This window comes from Phytomonospora endophytica (assembly GCF_014202425.1).
Lineage (GTDB): Bacteria > Actinomycetota > Actinomycetes > Mycobacteriales > Micromonosporaceae > Phytomonospora > Phytomonospora endophytica.
This window is the reverse complement of record NZ_JACHGT010000006.1, coordinates 277,552-300,320: the sequence shown is the minus strand read 5'-3', so window position 1 is coordinate 300,320 and position 22,769 is coordinate 277,552. Positions and strand designations below refer to the sequence as shown.

24 protein-coding genes and 1 tRNA gene are annotated in these 22,769 nt (G+C 69.8%); 10 read left to right on the top strand and 15 right to left on the bottom strand.

All coding sequences use genetic code 11. From position 1 onward, the window contains the following. Positions 1-45: 45 nt before the first annotated feature. Positions 46-501, bottom strand: coding sequence for a GatB/YqeY domain-containing protein (locus HNR73_RS15825; RefSeq protein ID WP_184788218.1), 456 nt, complete (start codon positions 499-501; stop codon positions 46-48). 25 nt (positions 502-526) lie between these two features. On the opposite strand from HNR73_RS15825, the gene HNR73_RS15820 reads away from it, so the two are divergent. The 8 genes from HNR73_RS15820 to HNR73_RS15785 all read left to right on the top strand — a co-directional run bounded on the left by HNR73_RS15820 (position 527) and on the right by HNR73_RS15785 (position 8,299). Beyond that, the gene (locus tag HNR73_RS15820) at positions 527-1,417 is read left to right on the top strand and encodes a metallophosphoesterase (RefSeq protein ID WP_184788217.1); all 891 of its coding nucleotides are present in this window, start codon (positions 527-529) and stop codon (positions 1,415-1,417) included. A 73-nt stretch (positions 1,418-1,490) separates the two neighbouring features. Beyond that, positions 1,491-1,564: transfer RNA gene (locus HNR73_RS15815), tRNA-Pro, on the top strand. 158 nt (positions 1,565-1,722) lie between these two features. Next, complete coding sequence (locus HNR73_RS15810) at positions 1,723-2,622, top strand: helix-turn-helix domain-containing protein (RefSeq protein WP_184788215.1); 900 nt, start codon at positions 1,723-1,725, stop codon at positions 2,620-2,622. A gap of 45 nt (positions 2,623-2,667) precedes the next feature. After that, complete coding sequence (locus tag HNR73_RS15805) at positions 2,668-3,504, top strand: carbohydrate-binding protein (RefSeq protein WP_184788213.1); 837 nt, start codon at positions 2,668-2,670, stop codon at positions 3,502-3,504. Between the two features lie 589 nt (positions 3,505-4,093). Then, positions 4,094-4,717 carry a response regulator transcription factor gene (locus HNR73_RS15800; protein WP_184788211.1) on the top strand — a complete coding sequence of 208 codons (624 nt, stop codon included), beginning with the start codon at positions 4,094-4,096 and terminating at the stop codon, positions 4,715-4,717. Further along, complete coding sequence (locus tag HNR73_RS15795; RefSeq protein ID WP_184788209.1) at positions 4,717-5,373, top strand: Pvc16 family protein; 657 nt, start codon at positions 4,717-4,719, stop codon at positions 5,371-5,373. The genes HNR73_RS15800 and HNR73_RS15795 overlap by 1 nt, the downstream gene beginning before the upstream one ends. Continuing rightward, positions 5,370-7,391: an ATP-binding protein gene (locus tag HNR73_RS15790; protein ID WP_239121915.1), complete on the top strand. Its 2,022-nt coding sequence runs from the start codon at positions 5,370-5,372 to the stop codon at positions 7,389-7,391. The genes HNR73_RS15795 and HNR73_RS15790 overlap by 4 nt, the downstream gene beginning before the upstream one ends. Positions 7,392-7,507: 116 nt before the next feature. Next, positions 7,508-8,299 (top strand): eCIS core domain-containing protein, encoded by a 792-nt coding sequence (locus HNR73_RS15785; RefSeq protein ID WP_184788208.1) that lies wholly within the window; start codon positions 7,508-7,510, stop codon positions 8,297-8,299. A gap of 62 nt (positions 8,300-8,361) precedes the next feature. Here HNR73_RS15785 and HNR73_RS15780 read toward each other — a convergent pair whose 3' ends face one another. Next, positions 8,362-8,910: a helix-turn-helix domain-containing protein gene (locus HNR73_RS15780; RefSeq protein ID WP_184788206.1), complete on the bottom strand. Its 549-nt coding sequence runs from the start codon at positions 8,908-8,910 to the stop codon at positions 8,362-8,364. Between the two features lie 95 nt (positions 8,911-9,005). On the opposite strand from HNR73_RS15780, the gene HNR73_RS15775 reads away from it, so the two are divergent. Together HNR73_RS15775 and HNR73_RS15770 are read left to right on the top strand one after the other, a co-directional pair. Next, the gene (locus HNR73_RS15775; protein ID WP_239121916.1) at positions 9,006-9,920 is read left to right on the top strand and encodes an alpha/beta fold hydrolase; all 915 of its coding nucleotides are present in this window, start codon (positions 9,006-9,008) and stop codon (positions 9,918-9,920) included. Between the two features lie 88 nt (positions 9,921-10,008). Continuing rightward, positions 10,009-10,458 (top strand): hypothetical protein, encoded by a 450-nt coding sequence (locus tag HNR73_RS15770; RefSeq protein WP_184788205.1) that lies wholly within the window; start codon positions 10,009-10,011, stop codon positions 10,456-10,458. Positions 10,459-10,647: 189 nt separating this feature from the next. On the opposite strand, the gene HNR73_RS15765 is transcribed toward HNR73_RS15770, so the two are convergent. The 13 genes from HNR73_RS15765 to HNR73_RS15705 all read right to left on the bottom strand — a co-directional run bounded on the left by HNR73_RS15765 (position 10,648) and on the right by HNR73_RS15705 (position 22,761). Then, entirely contained in the window at positions 10,648-12,291 is a 1,644-nt protein-coding gene (locus HNR73_RS15765) for an HNH endonuclease signature motif containing protein (RefSeq protein WP_184788204.1), read from the bottom strand. A 140-nt stretch (positions 12,292-12,431) separates the two neighbouring features. Next, a complete protein-coding gene (locus tag HNR73_RS15760; protein WP_184788203.1) occupies positions 12,432-12,803 on the bottom strand; it encodes a VOC family protein in 372 nt (123 codons plus the stop codon). Between the two features lie 35 nt (positions 12,804-12,838). After that, on the bottom strand, positions 12,839-13,399 hold the full coding sequence (locus tag HNR73_RS15755; RefSeq protein ID WP_184788201.1) for a phage tail protein: 561 nt from the start codon (positions 13,397-13,399) through the stop codon (positions 12,839-12,841). 2 nt (positions 13,400-13,401) lie between these two features. Further along, a complete protein-coding gene (locus HNR73_RS15750; RefSeq protein ID WP_184788199.1) occupies positions 13,402-15,339 on the bottom strand; it encodes a putative baseplate assembly protein in 1,938 nt (645 codons plus the stop codon). Next, entirely contained in the window at positions 15,336-15,767 is a 432-nt protein-coding gene (locus tag HNR73_RS15745; RefSeq protein WP_184788197.1) for a gp25 family contractile injection system sheath assembly initiator, read from the bottom strand. The genes HNR73_RS15750 and HNR73_RS15745 overlap by 4 nt, the downstream gene beginning before the upstream one ends. A 1-nt stretch (position 15,768) precedes the next feature. Beyond that, positions 15,769-16,053 carry a PAAR domain-containing contractile injection system baseplate protein gene (locus HNR73_RS15740; RefSeq protein ID WP_184788195.1) on the bottom strand — a complete coding sequence of 95 codons (285 nt, stop codon included), beginning with the start codon at positions 16,051-16,053 and terminating at the stop codon, positions 15,769-15,771. Positions 16,054-16,085: 32 nt separating this feature from the next. Continuing rightward, the gene (locus HNR73_RS15735) at positions 16,086-17,873 is read right to left on the bottom strand and encodes a VgrG-related protein (protein WP_184788194.1); all 1,788 of its coding nucleotides are present in this window, start codon (positions 17,871-17,873) and stop codon (positions 16,086-16,088) included. Continuing rightward, on the bottom strand, positions 17,863-18,624 hold the full coding sequence (locus HNR73_RS15730) for a CIS tube protein (RefSeq protein WP_184788193.1): 762 nt from the start codon (positions 18,622-18,624) through the stop codon (positions 17,863-17,865). Before HNR73_RS15730 ends, HNR73_RS15735 begins: the two co-directional genes overlap by 11 nt. A 1-nt stretch (position 18,625) precedes the next feature. Further along, complete coding sequence (locus HNR73_RS15725; RefSeq protein ID WP_184788191.1) at positions 18,626-19,066, bottom strand: phage tail protein; 441 nt, start codon at positions 19,064-19,066, stop codon at positions 18,626-18,628. Between the two features lie 13 nt (positions 19,067-19,079). Continuing rightward, the gene (locus HNR73_RS15720) at positions 19,080-21,605 is read right to left on the bottom strand and encodes a hypothetical protein (RefSeq protein ID WP_184788190.1); all 2,526 of its coding nucleotides are present in this window, start codon (positions 21,603-21,605) and stop codon (positions 19,080-19,082) included. Between the two features lie 108 nt (positions 21,606-21,713). Continuing rightward, the gene (locus HNR73_RS15715) at positions 21,714-21,872 is read right to left on the bottom strand and encodes a DUF6760 family protein (RefSeq protein WP_184788188.1); all 159 of its coding nucleotides are present in this window, start codon (positions 21,870-21,872) and stop codon (positions 21,714-21,716) included. Then, entirely contained in the window at positions 21,869-22,315 is a 447-nt protein-coding gene (locus tag HNR73_RS15710; protein ID WP_239121917.1) for a hypothetical protein, read from the bottom strand. Before HNR73_RS15710 ends, HNR73_RS15715 begins: the two co-directional genes overlap by 4 nt. Continuing rightward, positions 22,315-22,761, bottom strand: a complete 447-nt coding sequence (locus HNR73_RS15705) for a phage tail protein (RefSeq protein ID WP_184788186.1) — start codon at positions 22,759-22,761, stop codon at positions 22,315-22,317. Before HNR73_RS15705 ends, HNR73_RS15710 begins: the two co-directional genes overlap by 1 nt. Positions 22,762-22,769: the final 8 nt, after the last annotated feature.

Sequence of the window (22,769 nt, the reverse complement as noted above, 5' to 3'; positions counted from 1 at the left end):
GAAACCCCCGGTCCACTGTGGACCGGGGGTTTCTCGCGCGTACGGTCAGGCGCCGAGCTTGGCGCGGACGAGGGTGGAGACGATCTTGCCGTCGGCGCGGCCGGCGACCTTGGCCTGTACGGCCTTCATGGCCTGGCCCATCTGGCCCATGCCGCTGAAGCCACCTTCGGTGATGGTCTGGTCGACGAGCACGGCGAGTTCGTCCTCGCCGAGCGGCTGCGGGAGGTAGCGCAGCAGGACCTGCTCTTCGGCGAGTTCCTGCGCGGCCGATTCGGCGCGGCCCGCGTCGGCGAAGGCCTCGGCGGCCTCGCGGCGCTTCTTGGCCTCCTTGGCGAGGACCTTCTCGACCTCCTCGTCGGAGAGTTCGCGGGCGACCTTTCCGGCCACCTCGGCGTTCTTGACGGATGTCAGCGCCATCCGCAGTGTCGCGGTCGTCAGCTCGTCGCGAGCCTTCATCGCCGCGTGCAGGTCCTTCTCCAGCTGCCCCTTGCTCGTGCTCATGGGCGCTAAAACTACCCTGTAGGGCATGGGAAAGCGCAGGGTTATCGCCGCCGCATCCGTCATCGCCGCCGCCGGGGCGGCCACTTTGGCGTACGCGTCGCTGTACGAGCGGCTCAAGTTCACTCTTCGCCGCTTCGACGTTCCGGTCCTCGACTCCGACGCCGAACCGTTGCGCGTCCTGCAGATCAGCGACCTGCACATGACGCCGGGGCAGCGTCTCAAGCAGGACTGGACGGCGTCGCTGGCGGCGCTCGATCCGGATCTGGTGCTGCTGACCGGTGACAATCTCGCGCATGTCGACGCGGTCCCGGGCGTGGCGCGGGCGCTGGAGCCGCTGTTCGACTATCCGGGGGCGTTCGTGTTCGGGTCGAACGACTATTTCGGGCCGGTGCTGAAGAACCCCTTCGGGTACTTCAACAAGAACAAGGTGAACCGGCCGGGCCCGGAGCTGCCCACCGGCGAGCTGCGCGATCTGCTGCTGAAGGGCGGCTGGGCGGATCTGAACAACCAGCGCACGACGCTGAAGGCGGGTGGCCGCACGATCGAGCTGGCCGGTGTCGACGACCCGCACATCGAGCTGGACGACTACGACGCCGTCGCGGGTCCCGTGTCGGCCGAGGCGGACGTGTCGATCGGGGTGACGCACGCGCCGGTGGGGCGGATCCTGGACGCGATGGCCGTCGACGGCTTCGACCTGATCACGGCCGGGCACACGCACGGCGGGCAGGTGTGCGTGCCGTTCTACGGGGCGCTGGTGACCAACTGCGACCTGGACCGCAAGCGGGTGAAGGGCCTGTCGCGGCACGGGGACTCTTACCTGCACGTTTCGGCGGGTATGGGGACGAGCCCTTACACGCCCGTGCGGTTCGCGTGCCCGCCTGAGGCGAGCGTGCTCACACTCGTGCCGCGGGGGTGATACCCCTTGGCGGGGGACGCGCGCGGTCCGCTACTATTGCCCGGCGGCGGAAATTCTCGCCCGCAGGAAATCCCGGGATGTGGCGCAGCTTGGTAGCGTACCTCGTTCGGGACGAGGGGGTCGTGGGTTCAAATCCCGCCATCCCGACCGGGAAGTAAAAAGGCCGGGCCTTCGGGCCTGGCCTTTTTCGTGTGCCGGGCGCGGGATCCGTCGTCGCCGATTCGCGGTTTCGCCCGCCTTGCGCCCGGCCCGCGAATCGTTAAGCCTCTTTAAGTGTTCACCGGCCCCTCACGTTAGGTACCGGCATGCCTGACACCGACCCGCTCCCGCTCCACCGTCTCTGCGTGCCCGAGCCGGACACCGTGCCCTTCGCGGTCGGCACCTTCGACTCCATCGGCCCCTTATCCCGCGCCGACTATCCCCACCGGCACACGTTCTACGAGATCGTTCTGGTGACCGGCGGCGACGGCGCCCACGTCATCGACTTCGCCGAGCATCCCCTCCGCCCGCCGCACATCGGGTTCATCACGCCCGGGCAGGTCCATCACTGGCGCGCCACCGGCCTCGTCGGGCGCGTACTGCTCTTCACCGAGGGTTTCCTCCTCGACCATCCCGCCGATCGGGACGCCTGGCAGGCGATCGCCGCGCGGCCGTGGCTGCGCCTGTCGGCGGCAGAGGCGGGCGAGTTCACCAACCTGCTGGCGTTGATGGAGGAGGAGCACCGGCGGCGCGAGGCGGATTTCCTGACGGTCCTCCAGGCGTACCTGCACGTCCTGCTCGTGCGCGCCAGGCGCGTGCCCGGTCACGACTGCGTCTTCGCGAGGGCCGACCGCGCGACCGTCGTCGCGCAGGAGTTCAGCAGGCTCGTCGCCCGCGAGCACCGTGGTGACCCGTCGGTGCGGACGTGCGCGGCGAAGCTCGGCGTGTCGGTCGGATACCTGAGCGAGGTCGTCAAGGTCGTCACCGGGCGCACGCCGGGGCAGGTCATCCGGGAGGCCCGCGTGATCGAGGCGAGGAGGCTCCTCGGCGGCACCGACCTGACCGTCGCGCAGGTTTCCCGCGAGCTCGGCTTCGGCGACTCGGCGTACTTCTGCCGCTTCTTCCGGCGTGAGACGGGTGCCAGTCCGGGCGACTTCCGGCGGGCCAGCCGAAATCACCACGTTCCCCGCATTGAGTCCATCGACCCGCCGGTCGGCCGCGAATAGCGTCGATCTCGCCTGACATCCCCCCGCACGAACGAGGAGAACGCGATGACCGGCGACAACGAGTCCCCCCAGGACGAACGCTCCGGGGTGAGCCGCAAGACACTGCTCAAGGCCGCGATGGTGGCGCTGCCCGCGCCGCTGGTGCTGGCCGCCGCGCCGGCGTTCTCCGGCGAGACGACGCCGTCGGGGCAGTCCCTCGACCCGACGCCGTTCTGCGATGACGGCGACGACCCGACGCCGCCCCAAATGGAAGGGCCGTATTTCAAGCCGAACTCGCCGCAGCGGACGTCGATGCTCGACGGTGCCGGTACCCGGCTGACGCTGACGGGCAGCGTCTACGGTCTCGGGTGCCAGGGGATCGCCGGTGCGCTGCTGGACTTCTGGCAGGCCGACAACGCGGGCAACTATGACAACTACACGTACCGGTTCCGGGGTCACCAGTTCAGTGACGCCAACGGCAGGTTCACGCTGACCACGATCGTGCCGGGCCTGTACCCGGGGCGCACCCGGCACATCCATGTGAAGGTGCAGGCGCCCGGCCGCCCGATCCTCACGACGCAGCTCTACTTCCCGAACGAGCCCAGGAACGCCACGGACTCGCTGTTCGATCCCCGTCTGCTCATGAACGTCACGACGGGTGGGGGCGGGCGTGTCGCGGCCTTCGACTTCGTGCTCAACGTGCCTCAGGGTCCGGGGCCGAGTCCCACCACTCCGACGACATCCCCGACGGGGTCGCCCGGCGGTACGTGGCGGGCCGGTACCGCGTACAACGTCGGCGACAGGGTCACGTACGGCGGCAGTACGTACGTGTGCCAGATCGCGCACACCGCGATCACCGGCTGGGAGCCGCCCACGACACCCGCGCTGTGGCGGCGCGTCTGAGTGGGGTTGGAAGGGCACGGCCGTCCACGCGGGTCCTCGCGTGGGCGGCCGTGTCGTGGTGTGGGGGGGTGTCCACAACCGGCGGGTTATCCACAGCGAACGCGGCTCATGTTCGCCGGCCCATGCCTGGGGCGGCGCTACGGTCGACGGTAGGGAGGAGGCCGGGAGGCCCCATGGGGGCATTCACGTTTTTCGGAGACCTCACTCCGGACCGGCCGCCACCGGACCCGCCGCCGGCCGGCAAGACCGCGACGCGCCCCACCACAAGCGGCAAACCCCTCAAACCCGCCCCACTCGCCCCTCCAGCACTGTGCCCGCACCCCGCCCGAACACCCCCACCCCGGCACCCGTTCGGCCCTTCCGCCCGCCCGGAAGGGCAGCAGCACCCAGTCACCCGGCCATTACCCACCAGCACCCCCATCCCCCAAAATCCCCGCAAAAACTCACCCGATCGGCTGTATCTGACGAGTTTCATGCCCGAAAGGCCCCTGAAACCCCTCCCGGAGAGTCCGCGTTGAGTGCACGGATAGTCCCCGAATGCATGCTGACGCCCTGGCCTTGTGACGAATATTCAGCCGGGGAGGCGAACATGAGCCGGGTATCTGTCTACCTTCAAGCGAACGACCCGATCTGCCGCGCGGGACTTGCCAGCCAGTTGCGCCCACGCCCTGAGGTACTGGTCCTCGACGAGGAAGAGTGCTCGCGGGCAGAGGTCGGCGTCGTCGTCAGCGACACCGTCGACCCCGACGCCCTGCGCGCCATGCGGTCACTGCGCTGTCTCGGCATCCCGCGCCTCGTCGTGGTCGCCGGGCGCATCGACGAAGCGGACCTCGTCAACGTCATGGAGGTCGGCGTCGCGGGAGTCGTGCGCCGCTCCGAGGCGACCGCCGACCGCCTCATCTCCGTGATCACGTCCGCCGCCGTCGGCGAGGGCGCCGTCCCACCGGACCTGCTCGGCCGGCTCCTCACCCAGGTCGGGCGTCTCCAGCGCCAGGTCCTGGGCCCGCGCGGCCTGGCCTTCTCCGGCCTCGCCGACCGCGAGATCGAAGTCCTCAGGCTCGTCGCCGAAGGCCTCGACACCGCCGAGATCGCCCGCAAACTCGCCTACTCCGAGCGCACCATCAAAAACGTCCTGCACGACGTGACCAGCCGCCTCCAGCTGCGCAACCGCGCGCACGCGGTGGCGTACGCGCTCCGGAACGGGCTCATCTGATGATCCACGAGGTCGACGAGGCGCTCGGGAAGCTCATCCGGGAGGAGGCGCTCGCGGGCACCGACATCGAGGTGGCCTTCGAAGCACCGACGAAGGACTGGGCCGCGCGCCGCAACGCGCCCACCGTCAACCTGTACCTCTACGACATCCGCGAGGACATGCGCCGCAAACAGCGCGGACTGCTCAACGAGTACCGCCACGACGGCACCGTCGCCGCACGCCACATGCCACCGCGGCACATGAAGCTGTCGTACCTGCTCACGTCGTGGACACAACGACCCGAAGACGAGCACCGTCTGCTCTCGCTGCTGCTGCTCGGCTTCCTCAAGTACGAGGCCGTCCCGCCGCGCCTGCTCACGGGCTCCCTCGAACTCCTGGGGCTCCCGGTGCCGATGACCGTCGCACTGCCGCCGCCGGAGGACCGCGCGTTCGCCGACGTGTGGACCGCCCTCGGCGGCGAGCTGAAGCCCTCGCTCGACGTCGTCGTGAGCGCCCCGATCGAGACCGGCCGGCGCTTCCAGGCCGGACCTCCCGCCGAAGGCGGCGTGGCGCTGCAGATGGACGGCGACGAACGGGTCTCCCACGAGGTCCTCGAACCCGACGAGATCCAGGACGCGCCCCGCGTGGCGATGCGGCGAGAGCGGCACCGCTCGTGACGGCCGAAGGTCGGCACCTCCTGGAGCGCCTCGCGTCGCTGGAGGAGCGCATCCGCGCCGCGGTGAGCGCGCGCAGGATGACCGACCCGAATCCCGACGACCCGTTCCGCGGGCTCTACCTGTCAGACGCGACGGTCGACGCGCTCCTCGACGACCGTCGCGGCCCCTACGAGGAGGGAACGGACGGCGGCGACGCCGATGCCGACCCCGCCTCACGGCTGGCCCGCCTGGCGTCCGGTGCCCGGCTGTCACCGTTGGACATCGAACTGCTGCTCGTGGCGGTCGCGCCCGACGTCGACAGCCGCTTCGAGCAGTTCTACGGCTACCTCAACGACGACGTCACGCGCCGGCGTGCCACCGCCGGGCTCGCCCTGCGCCTGTGCGGGAGGCCCGAGGCCGACGCCGAAGGCCGGGCGCGTCTCGACGCGGGAGCTCCCCTGGTGCGCAGCGGGTTGCTCACCATCGACGAGCCCGAGCGGCCGTTCCTGTCGCGGACACTCCGCGTGCCCGACCGGACCGTCGCGCACCTGCTCGGCGACGACCGGCCCGACCCCGACCTCGCCGGGGTCATCTTCGCCGACGACCTGCGCGCGCTGCCGTCCACGGCCGACAGCGCGCGCCTGGCGAGGGCACTGTCCAACGGCATCAAGCTCGTCTACGTCCACGAACGCACCGGCGCCAGCGGACTCGCGTGCGCGGCGGCGGCCTTCGAGGAGAGCGGGCTCGGCGTCATCGGCGTCGACGCCGAACGGCTGGCGTCCCTCCAGGACGCGCCCGCCCTGGCCCGCGCCATCGTGCGTGAAGCAGTCATGCGCGGTGCCGGCGTCGCCTGCGGCCCCGTCGACGGCCTCACGCCGACGATGATCCTGGAGACCTTCGCCGACGTGCCGGTACCCCTCGTCCTGTGGGGAACCGGAGGCTGGGACCCACGCTGGAGCCAGCGCCCGCCACTCCAGTGCGACGCGTTCCCGCTGTCGGCCGCGCAGCGCGCCACACTCTGGCGCGATGCCCTCGACGGCCGCGTCGCGCCCCACGTCGACGCCGCCGCCGCGACCGCGCACTTCGTCCTGGGGGCGCTCGCCGTTCGCCGCGCCGCCGACGCCGCCGACGTCGCCGCCCGCTGCGACGACACCACAGTCGACATCGCGCACCTCCGCTACGGCGCCCGGGGCCAGAACGCCGCGGGACTCGAAAGACTCGCGCGTCGCGTCGAACCCACCGTCGACTGGAACGACCTCGTCCTCCCCGACACCGTCCTGGCCGGACTGCGCGAACTCGCCGCCCGGGCCCGCCACCGCGACACCGTCCTCGGCGAATGGCGCATGCGCCCCGGCGGAGGCCGCGGCCGGGGAGTCACCGGCCTCTTCGCCGGCGACTCGGGCACCGGCAAGACCATGTCTGCCGAAGTCATCGCCACCGGCCTCGGGCTTGACCTCTACACGGTCAATCTCGCGACCGTCGTCGACAAGTACATCGGCGAGACCGAGAAGAACCTCGAACGCATCTTCACCGAGGCCGCGGGCGTCAACGGCGTGCTCCTCTTCGACGAAGCCGACGCCATCTTTGGCAAACGCTCCGAGGTGCGCGACGCCCACGACCGCTACGCCAACGTCGAAAGCGCCTACCTTCTCCAGCGCATGGAGACCTTCGACGGGCTCGCCATCCTCGCGACCAACCTCCGCGCCAACCTCGACGAGGCCTTCACCCGGCGGCTCGACATCGTCGTCGACTTCCCCGTCCCCGACGAACCGCTCCGGCAGGCACTGTGGGAACGGTGCCTCGGCAACAGGGTCCCCCGATCCCACGACGTCGACCTGAGCTTCCTCGCCAACTCCTTCGAACTCGCCGGGGGCCACATCCGGTCCGCGGCGGTCACCGCCGCCTACCTCGCCGCCGAAGCCGCGCGACCCGTCGCCATGGCGGACGTCATCGGCGCGGTGGCTCGTGAATACCGCAAACTCGGGCGAATGTGCCTGCCGCGAGAGTTCGGGCCATACCTCGAATTCGCCGCGGTCTGAGTGCCCGAAAGGGCAAGCCCACTTGCCCCGACAGCAGGTCGCCCGCCCCTTGCCGCGAGACGGCGGGCGACAGACGCTTCAATTGGATACGCGCGACCCGGGAGGGGACGACGACGATGCGTGGACACGAGCACGGCTTCGAAGGCGAGCAGAGCTTCCGCCCCAAGGGCGACCGCGTGGAAGCCACACCCGACCACGACCTGATGTACCAGGCCGCCGCGAACGGACGACCCGACGTGCTGGGCAGCAACGGCCTGCTCGGTCTCCAGCGCGCCGTGGGCAACGCCGGAGTCGGCGCACTCATGGAGGAAGAGCGTTCCCCGGTTCACGACGTCATCACCTCCGGAGGCAACTCTCTCGACGCGGACACTCGCACCGACATGGAGACCCGCTTCGGCGGCCAGGACTTCGGCGACGTGCGGGTCCACACCGACGGCGCCGCCCACGATTCCGCCAAGTCCGTCAACGCGCAGGCCTACACCGTCGGCTCGAACATCGTGTTCCAGCAGGGCAACTACGACCCGGGTTCCGACTCGGGCAAGCACATGCTGGCGCATGAGCTCACCCACGTCGTGCAGCAGCGCAGCGGCCCGGTCGACGGCACCGACGCCGGCGGCGGCGTGAAGGTCAGTGACCCGAGCGACCGCTTCGAGCGCGAAGCGGCCAGCAACGCCGACGCCATCATGTCGACCCCCGCCCCGGCCGCGCCCGCGGCGGCCTCCACATCGGCCGTCCAGCGCTGCGCCGACGACGGCGGCAGCCACTCCCACGGTGACGCCGAAGGCGCCGAGGTCCAGCGAGTCGTCGATGTCCAGCGCGAAGAGATGCCCGAAGAGGCGGAGGAAGCGCCCGTCCAGACCTACGTCCAGCGCGAGGCCGAAGAGGAAGCCGAGGAGCCCGCGGCCTGACCGATCCACGCCCAGCCTGTGGATAACTCTGTGGATTCAGCCGGTTTCACCGACGGTGTGAGCTACTCCGTGCCTCCGGTCCCCTCCTCGGGCTCTTCCACCGGGAACATCACCGGGCTGAGCAGATAACGCGTCCTCCCCGGTGCGGGCTCGTTCGCCATCATCGGCACGATTGCCGCTCGCATGCCCTCGACCACTTCACCGAGCTCCTCGGGACTCAGCCAGACCGCGTGCTGCCGATACCCCACCGTGTCAGCGACGACCTCCGTACGGTCCAGGTAGGCGTTGAACTCCGCGATCAACGTCGCCATCGCCGCAGCGAAGACCCGGCGATGATCTTCGGCCGACAACGTCGCGACCTCGTTCGCGCCCACAGCAACGACGTCCTGGCGCAACCGATAGCGCCGCTCCACGGCTCCCCGCACCCGCTGCTCGCCCTCCACCTCAAGCACGCCCGCGTCCGCGAGCAACCCGACGTGGCGGTACACCGTCGCCTTCGACACGTCCGGCATCCGCTCGCAGAGCTCGGACGTCGTCAGCGCCCGGCCAGCCGACATGGCGTGCACGACGCGTAGGCGCACCGGATGCGCGAGCAGCTCCAACCTGTCCATCAGGCGATCATCTCACAATGCAACCATTCGCAAGATGATACTGTTCTCAAGTCAAGAACGTTTCCCTCCGTACTCGACTCCCAGGAGCACCACCCGTGCAGACCGAGCCAGCCCGACCGCCTCTCGGCCACCGCGAGGACATCGGCGGACATCACCACATCGCCGTCCACCGCACCGAGAACAACGGCCCGAGCGTCGTCTTCCTCCCTGGTGCCGGTCTCGTCGGCCTCGACTACTGGAACGTCCACGAACACATCGCCAGCTTCGCCTCCAGCCTCATCTACGACCGCGCGGGCACAGGCTGGAGCGACGACACCGTCCTCCCCCGCACCGCCGAAGCCGTCGCCCGAGAACTGCGGCAACTCCTGCACGCCACCAACGCCTCCGGTCCGCACCTCCTCGTAGGCCACTCCCTGGGTGCCTTCTACGCCCGCCGCTTCGCGCAGCTCTTCCCCGACGAGGTCGCCGGTCTGCTGCTTCTCGACCCCGGCCACGAGGACATCCTCGACCACATGCCGCCGGAGGCCGCCGAACTCAACGAGCAGCTCAAGCCCGACCTCGACGCCCTACCCGACCTCACCGACGAGCAGATCGAAATCGCGCGAGGCCAGTACCGCGACATCTACAGCGCCTGGCCCGACGTCCTTCGCGACCAGCTCATCGACCACCACCTCACCAACTGGCGCACCCAGCTTCACGAAGTCGTGAACCTCGAAGGCGACGTCTACAACGAACTCCGCACCGGCGGCGCGCTCCCCGACGTGCCACTGACCGTGCTGACCGCCGGCGGCCGCAACCTCTACTGGGCCGGATTCCTCACCGAGGAACAGATGCGTCGGGCTCACGACGGCGTCACCTCCCTCCACACCGCGATGGCCGCCTCCGTCCCGCGCGGCGAACACCGCATCCTCGACGGCGCCTCCCACCAGTACCTCCACATCGAACAACGCGACGCCGCCGCCACCGCCGTCCGCGACCTTCTCGACCGCGCCGATGGCGGGCCCGGCTGACGCAAACCCGCCGCCATGCCGGGCCGGACCCCGCGCGACACTCCTGGTGTGCGCAAGCCCGAGCCCACTCCACCCGACCGGAGCAGCCATGGAGATCACGCCTGAGCGCGGCGTTCCACTCGTCCACGTCGGTGACAGTCGCGCCGACGTTGAGAACCGTGTCGGCCGGCCCGTCCACGGCCCCGGTTCGTCGCCCGCGGTCTACGAGACGACACCGACCCTCGTGGTGCATTACCTCCCTGACGACACCGTTGAACTGGTCGAACTCGGCTACAGCGGAGACGGTGGCGAAGAGGTCACCTTCGACGGTGTTCAGCTGACCTACCGCTTCATCGGCGAGGTCGTCGCCGAGCTCGAAGGACGGGGCTACACCTGCACTCCGTCCGACATCGGGTTCGAGTTTCACGCCGGTTTCGCCGTCTGGTCAATGGACTCCCTGTGGGCCGGTGATCTCGACCCCGGAGCCTCCGAGGACGACGAACGCAGCATCGTGGAAGGCGTCTCGGTGGCTCCGTACTCGTACTTCGTTACCGAGTGAGCCGACTCCCGGCGATGAACCTGACCCGGGCTGCGGGCGAAGGCTGAGATCGGCGCCTGGCCGGGGTGGCTAGAGCTGTGGGCGCGGCCACAGCCCTAGCCGTTGGTGGGCTGGGTTGGAGGTATCGGGGGCCGGGGACGACCAGGCTGGCGGGAGCGGTTCCTGGCAGAGAGAAAGCCTGCGCCCACGTCATCGTTGCTTCCCGGACTGCCGTCGGTAGTTGCGTGCCTGTCGAGGGCGCTGACGGCGGGTCTGGCCCCCTTGCGGACGCGAGGACTTGCCGTGGGGCTTGGAGCCCGCCTTGCGGCGGGACTTCGATGACGGGACGGCGCAGGCAGGTGACGTGGACTCCGTCGAGTCGTCGGCAGGCATGGCGGGGCCGGCAAACGTTTCAGGCCTGGGCCGGGTGCCGCTTTCGGATGTGGGATCGAGTTCGTTGTCGGGCGTGACCTTCGGTGCCGAGCCGGGGTCCGGCGATGCCGCTGCGGCCACCATGGTCTCCGGCGCCTCCACCTCGTCGGTGGGAACTTCCAGGTCTCCCAGGATGTCGGGCATCGTGATCCGGGACCGGTCGGCCTTCGCTCGGGCCGCCAGGCGACGACGAGCCTCCACAGCACGGCCCTGGAGGGGCTCGCGATGGACTTCGCCTGCCGTCCCGGTCCAGACGATCGAGCCGTCGTCCGGGTCCCTGTGAACGGTCCAGTTGGCGGAGTGAGCCGCGTCGTGGTGACGACCGCAGACGTGCACGAGGTTGTCGAGGTCGGTCCTGCCACCCTCGGCCCAGGGGACGATGTGGTGTGCGTCGGCACGACGCCAGGAAACGGTGCAGCGAGGGAACATGCAGGTCGGTTGCTCGATGGCGAGTGCCTGGCGGAGCCCCGTGGTGACCAGGCGCTTGGCACGGCCGACGTCGAGGACGCGACCGTCGCTGTCGAGGACGGCGGGGATGATGCGAGCGTCGCAGGCGAGTTTGCGGGCGATCGGCACCGGGAGCGGTGCCCCTTCCAGGTCGGCCCAGGGCCGGGTGAGGCGCCGCTCGGCCACACCGGCCGAGGGCAGCTTCGTGACGTCCGTCGTCAAGGCGAGGTTGTCGACGGTGACGACGACGGTGGTCACCCCGCGACCGTTGGCGCCGGTCCCGGTCTCGGCGAGGTCGCGTAGGGCGTCGGCCCGGCGCTGTCCGGTGCTGCGCTGGTCGGTGGAGCCCTCTGGTGTCATCAGTGAGTCGAGGGCGGTCTGCACGCTCGCCCCCGCGAGTGGGTCGAGTAGGCCCTCAAGATGCCAGGAGCCGTCGAGGGTGGGCGTGAACAGGACGTGGCGGCGCTCCTGGAGCCGCTCGAAGTCACGGGCCTGGCGTTCGGCGTCGACTCGGTTGAGGAACTCCTTGACGGCCTGGTTGACCGTCTGGACCGGTTCGTGTTGGGCGAGCTCGGCGAACAGTTCGTCGAGCGTCCACAGTGGCCTGCCGGGTACGTAGTCGGAGGGGATGGGTTCGTCGAACTTGTCGGTGAGTGCGGCACGGTGGCCGCGGGCGACGGCGCGGAAGACCGGTGCGGCCTGGTCGATCGAGATCGCGCCCGTGGTGACGGCGTAGGCCGTGGCCGGAAGGAACTCGAGGTGCGTGGCCGCCTGTTGCCATAGCTGGGCGCGGTATTTCGCCAGGCCCGCTTTGGCGATGAGCCAGCCGGCGAGTGAGCCGTTCCAGCCGGCGGAGGCGAGGCCGCCTTGGGCGTGGATGCTGGCGAGGTGCTGGAGGATGCGGCCTTCGGTACGGCGCACGTCTCCGAGCAGGTTGAGGACGTTGTTGGTCAGTTCGGGGGAATCGACAAACATGGCATGCCCTTTGCGAGAGTCGGTACAACGGCCCCTGATCGCTGTGCTCATTGAACGAGCTGTAGCCCTGTGTCCGGTTCTTGCGGTCTGTCATGAATGGTGTCAAGTGAAGATGTTTCGAACATATGTTTGGGTAGGAATCATCCGTTCGGTTGACGAGTCAGGCAAAACGGATGGCCGGCCGGGTCGGTCATGACCATCCATCCGTAGCCGCGCGGGCCGACGTGGGCCTCGACGAACTCGGCGCCGAGTTCCTCCGCGCGCGCACGCGCGGGCGCGAAGTCGTCGACTTCGAAGTCGAGGTGCATCTGCTGGGGGCGCTCCGGGTCCGGCCAGTGTGGTGGGCGGTGGTCGTCGGCACGCTGGAACGCCAGCGCGGCATGGCCTTCCGTGCGGATGGAGGCCCAGTCCTCGGCGTCCTTGTCCAGCGGCCATCCGGTGAGGCCGGAGTAGAAACGAGCGAGCGCGTTCGGGTCGGGGCAGTCGATGACGACGTCGGTGAGTCGGATCATGCGCTCACGGTAAACACGACCTCTGACAAAAACCGCTAACCGGGCACTTGGGCTCGTCCCGTGGGGACGACGCGGATCTTGGTGGGGACGTGTGCGGGGACGGCGTCGGAGACGGTCGCCGACAGTCGTCCCACGTCGACCCCAGCCGTCGTGGTCACCCTCACCAGGACCTCCACCGATGGGGTGGGGGTGCCGGGCAGCTTGGCCAAAGCCGTACGCGACCAGGTGCATCCCCCGTTGTCGGTGATCTCGACGTCCCCTCCAGTGAGCAGCCGTACGTGCGCGGCCAGCCCTTTCTTCGTGCCGCGCCAGCGGTGCAACTGGACGGCGTGCCGGACGAGTTCCCGCCTGCGCTCGATGGTCCAGCTGTCATCGATGGGCAGCGCCACCCAGTCGGCGAGCCAGTCGACGAGGTCCTCGGGCGCCATGGCCGGGTCGAGGTAGGCCTCGAAGCAGTCGAGGGTGGCGAAGATCGGTGCGAGGACCTCGTCGAGTGCGCTGGTGAAGCGCTGTGCGAAGGCGTCCTCGGCGTAGACGGCGGGCATCGACTCGCCGATGGGGTGGGGCGTCGGCAGGCCCGGGATCCCGTTGCGCATCGTCACTCCTCGGTGATGCGGACCTGGTGCCCGTAGGAGAACACCAGCGCGTGGGGCTGCAGGTCGAGGCGCTGCACGGCCGAGCCGCGCTTGCCTGTCGAGGGGTCGGCGCCGAAGAGGCGCACGTCTTCGACAAGGTCGACGCCCTGGAGCTGTTGCAGGACGGCGAAGAGCTCACCGGACTGGACGGGCCGGCCGAAGGGCCAGCCACGGCCGTCGGCGCCGCCTTCGATGGGGTTGAGGTACTTGTACAGCGCGCGAACCGCTCTTTCCTGCAGGGCCTCCGGGGAGCTGCGTCGCTTTGCGCGGAGCTGCGCGACGACGGTGACGCCCTGGTAGAAGGGGGGTTCCACGGAGATGCGCGATCCGAGGCAGCGGCGTTCGTCGAGGAAGGAGGCGATGCGCGCGAGGGTGTCCTCGCTGGGTTCGAGCTGGTTGATGCCGACGTCGAGGGAGTCCGGGACGGACGGGACCACCAACAGGCGCACGGCTCCCGGGTCTGCGGTGATGGGGACGCAGCGGACGCGCGCGAGGTCGGGCGCGGCCTCGGCGGCGAGCTGCTCGTAGTCGTCGACGGTCACGGCGCGTTCCCTGGTGCGCAGCATGAGCGGGCCGCGGATGGCGGCGTCCTCGACGGATTCGCCGTCGACGCCGCCGGTGGCGGGGCGGCGGTTGGTGACGGTCGAAACGAACGGGACGGGGTCGCGCTGGACGCGCAGGAGGTCGCGGGCGACGTTTCCCGCGCGGCCACCGCCGGTGAGGTACTCGGGGGCGCGGACCGCGGCACCCTTCGGGGGCACGGCGCCGTAATGGCGCAGGCTGCCGTCGGGTTCGCGGACGGCGGGGCCGAACACGACCTGGCCGGCGGTGCGGTCGATCTGTACGTGGCGGTCCTCGGGGCCGGAGCGCGCGAAGGAGCTCACCTCTTTCCACTCCTGCCATCCCTCGGGCGAGGAAACGTCCACGTTGAACGGTGCCTCGGTGGCCACGACGGGGCTGTGCGCGAGTGGGAAACGCTGTCCGGGCGTGCCTTCGGAGACGCCGACGATCTCGTTGCGGACGAGCTGCGCGTGGACCGCAGCGACGGTCCCGCCGATCGTGCTGGCGGTGACCGCCGTCAGGCGCGGGGGCGCCTGGTAGAAGGGCTGGCCCTCAGCCGGAGTCGTCAGACGGCAGCGAATCCAGCCTGCCCGGCGACTGTCCACAACGGATGGTGTGTGCGTCTCGGGCACGTGCAGGACCACGTCACCGGCCTTGTTGAAACCACCAGTGGTGTCACGGTCGACCTCGCACGGCGACCAACCGTGCCCGTTCCACGCCTCCCACGCCAGCGGCGGGTCCCGTGGGTCGACACCGACACCCTCCACGTTGCACTCGATGCGCAGAAGTACCGCGCAACTCGGCACCGCGTCGGACAGCCCGAATATGATCGCGTCACCGATCGTCGGCGTCGCCTGGAACGCGGCGAGACCCGAACCGGTCAGCAGGTCGCCGGTGCGTTCCACCGGGCGGCCGCCGTTGGCCGTGGTCAGGATGTTCCCCAGCGAACACGGCACGATCGACAGTTCCTTGGACGTACGGAACACCACCGGCTGCTCGGTCTCGGTGTACGGCGTCGCGACCTGCGTGTCCGACGGGACCGCCACGACCGCGTCCTGCGCCGCGGACAACCAGAACGTCACGTCGCCGCGCGCCGCCGTCGGCGGGAACAACTTCACACCGATCAAGTCGAGGAAACGCAAGTAGTGCAGCGTCGGAACCTGATTCACCCGATACAGCAACTGGTCGACCATCATCGCGAAGGTCTCGATCAGCGTCACGCCCGGATCCGAGACGTTGTGATCGGTCCACTCCGGGCACTTCTGCTGCACCATGCGCTTGGCTTCGTCGACCAGGTCCTGGAACCGGCGGTCGTCGAGGTTGGGTACGGGCAGGGTCATCGCTCACCGTCCTGTGCGGGCAGCTCGGCGGTCTCTTCCGAGGGGATCATGTAGAACGGGAACACCAGGTTGCGCGGGTCGTTCGTGCCGCGGACGCTGTAGAGGATCTCGATGAGCAGGCGGCCGTTGTCGACCTCATCGAAGTTCACCACGACGTCCTGCAAGGTCACGCGCGGTTCCCACCGCTCCAACGCGACCCGGACCTCGTAGGCGATCCGGCCGGCCGTCGCCGCGTCGGCGGGCGCGAAGGCCAGATCATGGATGGCGCAGCCGAACTCCGGGCGCATCGGGCGCTCGCCCGGCGCGGTCGCCAGGATCAGGTGGATGCTCTCCACCAGCTCCCGGTCGCCCTGCACGAGCGCGATCGAGCCGGTGGCGTCGGTCCGCAGGGGAAACGCCCAGCCTGCGCCGATGAACTCCTCGGCCACGTCAGCCTCCGATCATGACGGTCGGGCAGCCCGGGGGCAGGATCGGAGCGCCGCAGGCGGACATGTCGCCGACCCGCGCCGCGGGCTTGCCGCCGATGAGCACCGTCGGGCACCCCGGGGGGATGATCGGCGTCGGCGGGTGCGGCGGTGGGGGCGGGAACGAGCAGGCATGCATGTCACCGACGGTCGCGGCGGGCAGCCCTCCGATGAGGACGGTCGCGACGCCCGGGCCGGTGATGACCCCGGGATGGGCGGTGCGGTCGGTGACGCGGGCCGCGGGTGGCATCGCGGTCCCCCTTTCCTTTGCCGGTGTGAATGTCAGTTGATCCGGACGATCGCGCCCTTGACGGTGACCGGGCCGCCCGCGGAGAACTCCGCCTGGCCTTGGCCGGCGACCTTCACCTGGGTGCCGGTGACCTCGACGGATTGCTGTCCGGTGACCTTGACCTGGTTGCCCTTCATCTCCAGGGGGCCGGTGCCGGCATCGATGGTGATACCGACGCCCTTCACCTTGATCTCGCCGGGGCTGGTCAGCTCGATCGTCTTGCCGGTCTGATCGAACTTCAGCAGGATCTTCTTGTCCCCCGTGGACAGGAGGATCCCCTCCTTTCCCTGCGCGTCGACCAGTTCGAGCCGGTGGCCTTTTCGTGACACCAGTGCGCGGACGCCGATCTCGCCGCTGGAGCCGTCGATGCCGGGTGCGGAGAGTTCCGGGACGGTGTCCTTGCCGTTGTGGAGGCCGCCGAGGACGTAGAGGGTGTCCATGTCACCTTCGCAGCGTCCTACGAGGACCTCATCGCCGACCTCGGGCAGCAGCCACGAACCGCGGTCCTTGCCCGCGCTGAGCTGCACCGTGCGCGCCCAGCCGGACGTGAAGTCCTTCGCCAGCCAGGGAAACGTGAGCTTCACTCGGCCGAGTTTGAGCGGGTCGCGGACGTCGGAGACGATCCCGGGCATCAGCCCGCTCACGCCCGCCGGGCCTCCCCCGCCGCTGCCCCTGGAGATGAGGCCGTAGAAGGAACGCTCCTGCTTGTGCGACACCGTGAACGCCGTCGTGTAACCCGCCGTCTCGCTGAACAAGTGCCTCGTGCTCGTCAGCGTGTACTTCCCGGCGAAGGGCTCGCCGACACCGGCCAGAGCCACGGCCGTGCCCGGTCGCAGTTTCGGGTTTCCCTTCGCGACACCGTCGAGTTCGGCGGAGGCGCCGGCGAGCTGGTCGGCGAGGGCCTTCGCGGAGGCCTTGACCTCGCCCTGGCTGTGGTAGGCGGCGCTGGTGCTCAGGTACGGGGGCGCGCCGAACTTCCCGGCCATGCCCGTCGGGTCGAGCCCGGGGACCTCGGTGCCCGCGGGCTTCGGGGTCTCGGTGGCGGTGATCTCCTGCTTGTGCTCGAAGTCCCAGCCGCGGACCTCGACGCTCGGCACCTGCTCGGCGGCGGTGATCGCCGCGCGCAGGGAGATGAGGTTGCGGTTGGCCTCCAGGACGAGCGGGTCGGTCGTCGCGACCGCGCTGCTCGGTGGTGCCCCGGAGGGCGGTGCCGGCAGTTTGAAGTCGAGTTTGCCCTCGGAGCAGGAGATCTGGGCGCCGACGAGGTCGGCGAGGCGGGCCAGGAAGTCCCAGTCGCTGACGTTGTCCTGGCTGAACTGCGTGTGCTGTTTCCCGCCGACGCCCGAGACGGCGTCGATGGTGCCGACCGGGACCTTCGCCCGCGTCGCGACCTTCCGCACGACGTCGGCGACACCCATGTCCGGGTACGCCGCGACACGACGTCCCCGGTAGAGGCGGTGCGCGAGGTCGAGGCCGCGCACCTCGGTGAAACTGCCGCCCGCGTCGAGGTCGAGTTCGACAGCGGTGACCTCACCGGTCAGCAGCACCTTCGGGCCACCGGGCTCGGCGGTGTTGACCTTGATCGAGAGCTTCGCGCCGACTTTGAACTTCCCCTTCTGCAAGGCGAGGCGCTGCGGGTCGCGGAACCGCAGCGCGCAGGTGTCGGGCAGGTTCCGGCTGGCGTCGACGAACGCGTAGGTCATCAGGGACGCGACGTCGGCGGGCAGCGCCGTACCGTCGACCTCGACGATCAGCGTGTTCGCGAAGCTCTCATTGGCCATCGCCGTCTCCGGGCAGTTCGTCGGCGGCGGGCACCAGCAGGCGAGTGCCGACCGGGATCCGCATCGGGTCGGTCACGCCGTTGGCCTCGGCGATGACCCGCCACAGACCGGCGTTGCCGTAGGTGCGGTACGACAGGGACTGGAGCGTGTCGCCGGCGGTCACGATGTGCGCGCGGCGGGCCGTACGCGAACCGGATGTCGGGTTCTGGCCGCTCTGCTCACCCGAGATCTCCTCCAGGTTGACCGTGCACACCGCACGGACGGGTGTGCCCGCCGGAGTGAACAAGGTGTACTTGGCGGTCACGCTGCTCACGTACGACGGGAAACCCGTCATCGGGCCCCAGTGGAAGATGACCCACGGTGGCGAGCCCTTCTTCGCCTGACGGCTGGCGTCGGTCGGGACGCAACAGTTGAACAGCTGCTCGACGGCCTTGACGACCTTGCTGTCCATTTTCTCGGTGGCGTCGAAGAACATCTCCAGGGTCAGCTTCGCCGGGTCGGAGCCGGTGAACTCCGGCGGACCGGACTTCTTGGCGTTGCGCTGGGCATCGCGCTTCCATTTGGCGTTCTTGGAGAGGCTGAGTTCCTTGGGGTTGAACTGGAAGTCGATCCGGCCGATGGGCGCGCCCGGCTGGGCGGTGCTGCCGTCGGCAGGCGGCTCTCGCAGTTCGAGGTAGGCGCGCTGAAGGCTCGACGGGGTACCGCCTCCGCCTCCGCCGCCCGCGGAGGTGAACGTCACCGGTGAGGTCATGTCAGGCTCCCGCTCCGGGCGCGAGGAAGCCGTGGTGGGCGAGTTCGAGGGTCTCGGTGGCGATCTTCGGGGAGTCGACCGTCAGCTGCGGGCCGGTCCAGCGGACCGGGACGACGTCCACGAGCGCCCAGCGCGTGATGACCGTGCCTTCGAGGGTTCTCGCCTCGATCGTGGCGGTCTTCCGCTTCACCCCGTTGGCCATGCTGGCGAACCACTGCGTGATCTTCGTGCTCTGCTTGGTCACCGGGCGGCTGAGTTTCACGTTCGAGTACTTGATGCGTGTCGGAAGCTGCCATACCTGAGAGTTGTTCCCGCCCTCCTCCCGCTGTTCCATCACGAACTCACAGCCGAGGCCGTCGCACGAGTTGAAAGACCCGAGGCTCTCGTCGTCGATCTTCACGACGAAACACACGGCCACCGCTTCGGTGTCTGCTAGCGCCATTGGAGGACTCCTCTCAGTGCCACAAATCGGTCAGGGCGCCCCGGCGCTCGCGGTCGATGCGCAGTTCGGCGCGCAGTCGCCGCAGCAACGGGTCGTACAACTTCGCGAGCAGCTCGGTCGGCTCCGCGCCGGCCGCCGGAGCAGCGGCGGCCGGCGTGGAGGCGTTGGCCGCGGGCGCCGGCTCGGCCGGGGCGGCGGGCGGCGGCTCGGGGGGTGGTGCCTCATCGACGCGCTGCACGAGCGTGGGCGGGGGCAGCGACGGCGGGGGGGCGGCGACCATCGGCAGGGATGCCGCGGTGGTGGCCGTCGGGAAGGACCCGGCGCCGGAGGCGGTGGCGCGCTGGAGGTAAGCGGGCGTGAGGGTGCCATTGGTGCCGTTGGACATCACGGCGCCGAAGGCTGGGCGTGGGTAGGTCGGCGCGCTGCCGTTCGCCATGCGGGAGACGACGGGCGCGGTGAAGTTGTCCACAACCGGAGGGTTATCCACAGAGGATGGTCCGGACCATTCGCCACCCACGCCTGGCGCCCCTCTACCGTCAGAAGTGGGAGGAGGATGGGCGGCCCCTGGCACGGCCAGCGTCATGATCGATGTGGCCGGCGAGAGGTTGCTTGAGGTGCCGATGGGCGAGGCGGTGTTCCAGCCGCCCGACTGGCCGCTCAACGAGGGCGACGATCCGCTGCCGGTGAATCCGGTGGGGAGGCTCGACGGCGCTCCGAGCGTGGGGACGGTCTGGACCGTCGGCATGGCGGGTGGTGGTGTGGTCGAGCGCGACACCGTGACACCGCCGGACGTCGTGGCCGAGGATGATGAGCCTGTCGGCGCGGCAGCGAGGGTCGGCGTCACGCGCTGAACCGAGGGCGTCGCCGAGCTGGCGGCCGGGGAGCCGGCGACGAGTGGGAGCGCCGGGGAACCGGCGGTGCCGACGTCGTTGAAGCCGAGGCTTTCGCCGCTGTCGAAGGTGCCGAAAGAGTCGGTGTCCGATGCGGTCGAGGCCGTGTCCGCCGACGCACTGCTGGTGAGCGGCCGGTCGCCGATGAGCTGGGCGGTGACGACGGGCGCCTCGAAGTTGTCCACAACCGGCGGGTTATCCACAAGGGGTGGTTCGGACCATTCGCCACCCACGCCTGGCGCTTCTCTACTGTCAGAAGTGGGAGGAGGATGGGCGGCCCCTGGCCCGGGAACGGCTTCGGCGAACGAGGTGGTGGAAGGCGTCGAGCTGGTGCTGGCCTGAGTGGCGCCCACGACGGGCAGACCGGCTGCCGGGGACGCCGACGTGGTGCCGGGTGTGGGCGTCGGCGAGCTCGTGGGCGTCGGGGTGGTGGTGCTGCGCTGGACCATCGGCGCGGCGAAGGACGTGGAGCCCGACCCGGTGCTGGTCGCCGCGCTGGGTGCCGACGTGGGTTCGGCCGAGACGGCGGGCAGGTCGACCGTGCCGAGCGTGGGTGCGTCGGGCGTGGTCGGCGAACTCGGCGTGGTGGGGTCCGTTTCACGTGAAACGGTGATCGCCGGAGTGGTCTCGGCGGGCGGGGCGCTCGGGGTGGTCGGCGTGGGGCCGTCGGCGGCCAGGCGGGAAACCGTCGGTGTCGCGGCCGTCGGCGACGTTGAGGCGACGACCGGCATCGCGACCGGCGGCGGCGTGTCGGCGGTGGTGGTCGGGGCGTCAGTTGCGGTCGGCGTCCCGGTGCCGCCGTCGCCGGCCAAAGGGACCGGTTCGACCGTCCCGAGGGTGGGCGCCTGCTCGTCGGCGATCCTGCTCACGGTCTGCCCCACCGGCAATGACCTTGGGGAGGCTGGGGCGGCGATCTGTTCGGTCACTGCCGGTGGGAGTGGTGCCGGTGTCATGTCCACGGCGGACGAGATCAGGGGCGGTCCGAGCCCTCCGCGACGGCGGGTGGGCGTGGCCGCCGGGGCCTCGACGATCGGCATCGCCGGGGCTTCGGTCGAGCGCTGGATCATGGGGGCGCCGACGGGGGTGGCGCCGGAGCCGGACGTGCCGCCGACCGATGTGACGGCGTCGCCGGACGACCCGAGCGTCGGCGACTCCGAGATGGCGGCGACCGGCTCGGGTTCGGGCTGGGCCTCGACGGGCGCGGCCGGGGTCGGCATGGGCTCGGGTTCGACGACAGTCGTGGGCGTGGGCGTGGGCTCCGGCCTGGGCGTGGCCGCCTCGACGACCGGCAGGCTCCAGGGCTCCGGCGTCTCCACCGAACCCGTGCTGCCGCCGGCAGGAGCGGCCGGCGCGGCCGGGCTCACCGAGCGCAGCACCGACATCCCCGACGGGTCCGACCAGCGCTGCACCACCGACGAACCGTTCGGTCCCGCGGCGGCGGGCGGCGCGGCGTGCACGACGGGCAGGTCGGTGACGTCCCCGCCGCGGACCGGCACCGCCTCGACGACGCCCGACGGCGCCTCCGGCGTGACCGCGTGCCCCAGCGGCGACAGGAATCCCGTCGTCTGCCTCGTCGTCAGACCCGACGCGAAGTCCTGCGGTGGGTTGACCAGCGGATGCGCACCCAGTACGCGCTGGACCGGCGGCATGGACCGCCAGTCCCGCCGCGCGACGGGTGGGGGTGGAACGGGCGACGGTGACGGCGGCTCTGCCGCACGTTCCTCGCTCTTGTCACGACTCCAGGGCCACCGCATGGTTCACCGCCCCCCGTTCACCCGCGTGTTGAGACCGGCGATCTGGTTGACGTATTCGAGCCTGTCGGCGTGCTCCAGGTCGAGAATGTCGTCGAGACGCCAGTGGAAGTGGTAGGCGACGTACGCGATCTCCGCGTGCAGCCGGTCGGTCGCGTACGTCATGATTCCCCCAGGCGGCTGCCCGACAGGTCCACCTCGAAGTCGTGCTTGCACTCCGGACAGCGGACCGCCGCCCGGGTGTGCCCTTCGCTGTTGATCTGCCGGTACATGTCCTGCAGGAAGGCCAGATCCGCGGCGAAGAGGTTCTCCACCACACCGACGTGAACGTCGGTGATCGAGCCGAGGCTGGTGATGACTCGCGCCAGCAGCACCACCGTGAGGTACGCCGAGTTCTCCCGGACGCGATCGTCGCGCAGCGGGACGAGCTCGTCGCGGGCAGTCGCCAGGCGCATGACGCCGCTGCGGTGCACGGTTCCGGCTTCGTCGACGTACCCGCGTGGCAGGGTGAAGGCGAACTCGGTGCGCATCTGCTCGCGGACGGGAACGTCCGGCTCGTCGTCCACGATGGACGACGGCTGCTGGGTGGCGGTGTTGGAGCGTCGCATCAGGCGGCCGGTTTCATCTCTTCGTAGGTGATCACCAGCTTCTCGGTCAGCACCGAGGTGTCACCGGCCTTGAGGGCGCCGATCTCAAGGCTCTTGGGCCACGCGTTGACCAGCGTGTACCTCTTGATGGCGGTGCCCTCGTAGTCGTAGACGATGATCGCGCCGCCCTTGCGGGCGTCGGACATCTTCCCGAAGTGGGCCGACTCGATCCACTTCTCGAAGCTGTTGTCGCCGGTCAGACCGCGGGTCAGGGTGACCTCGCCGGCCTTCGGGCGGCCCGGGAGCTTCTTGATGACGAACTTGCCGTCCATCGTGTTCTGCTTGAGGTCGATGACGTCCTGTTCCATCTTCAGGCCGCTGACCTCGGTGATGTGCTTGATGACGATGCCGTCGATCTCGCATCCGAAAGAGTGACCCACCGAGGAGTCAAGGTCGGGAAGAGCCATGTTCGCGC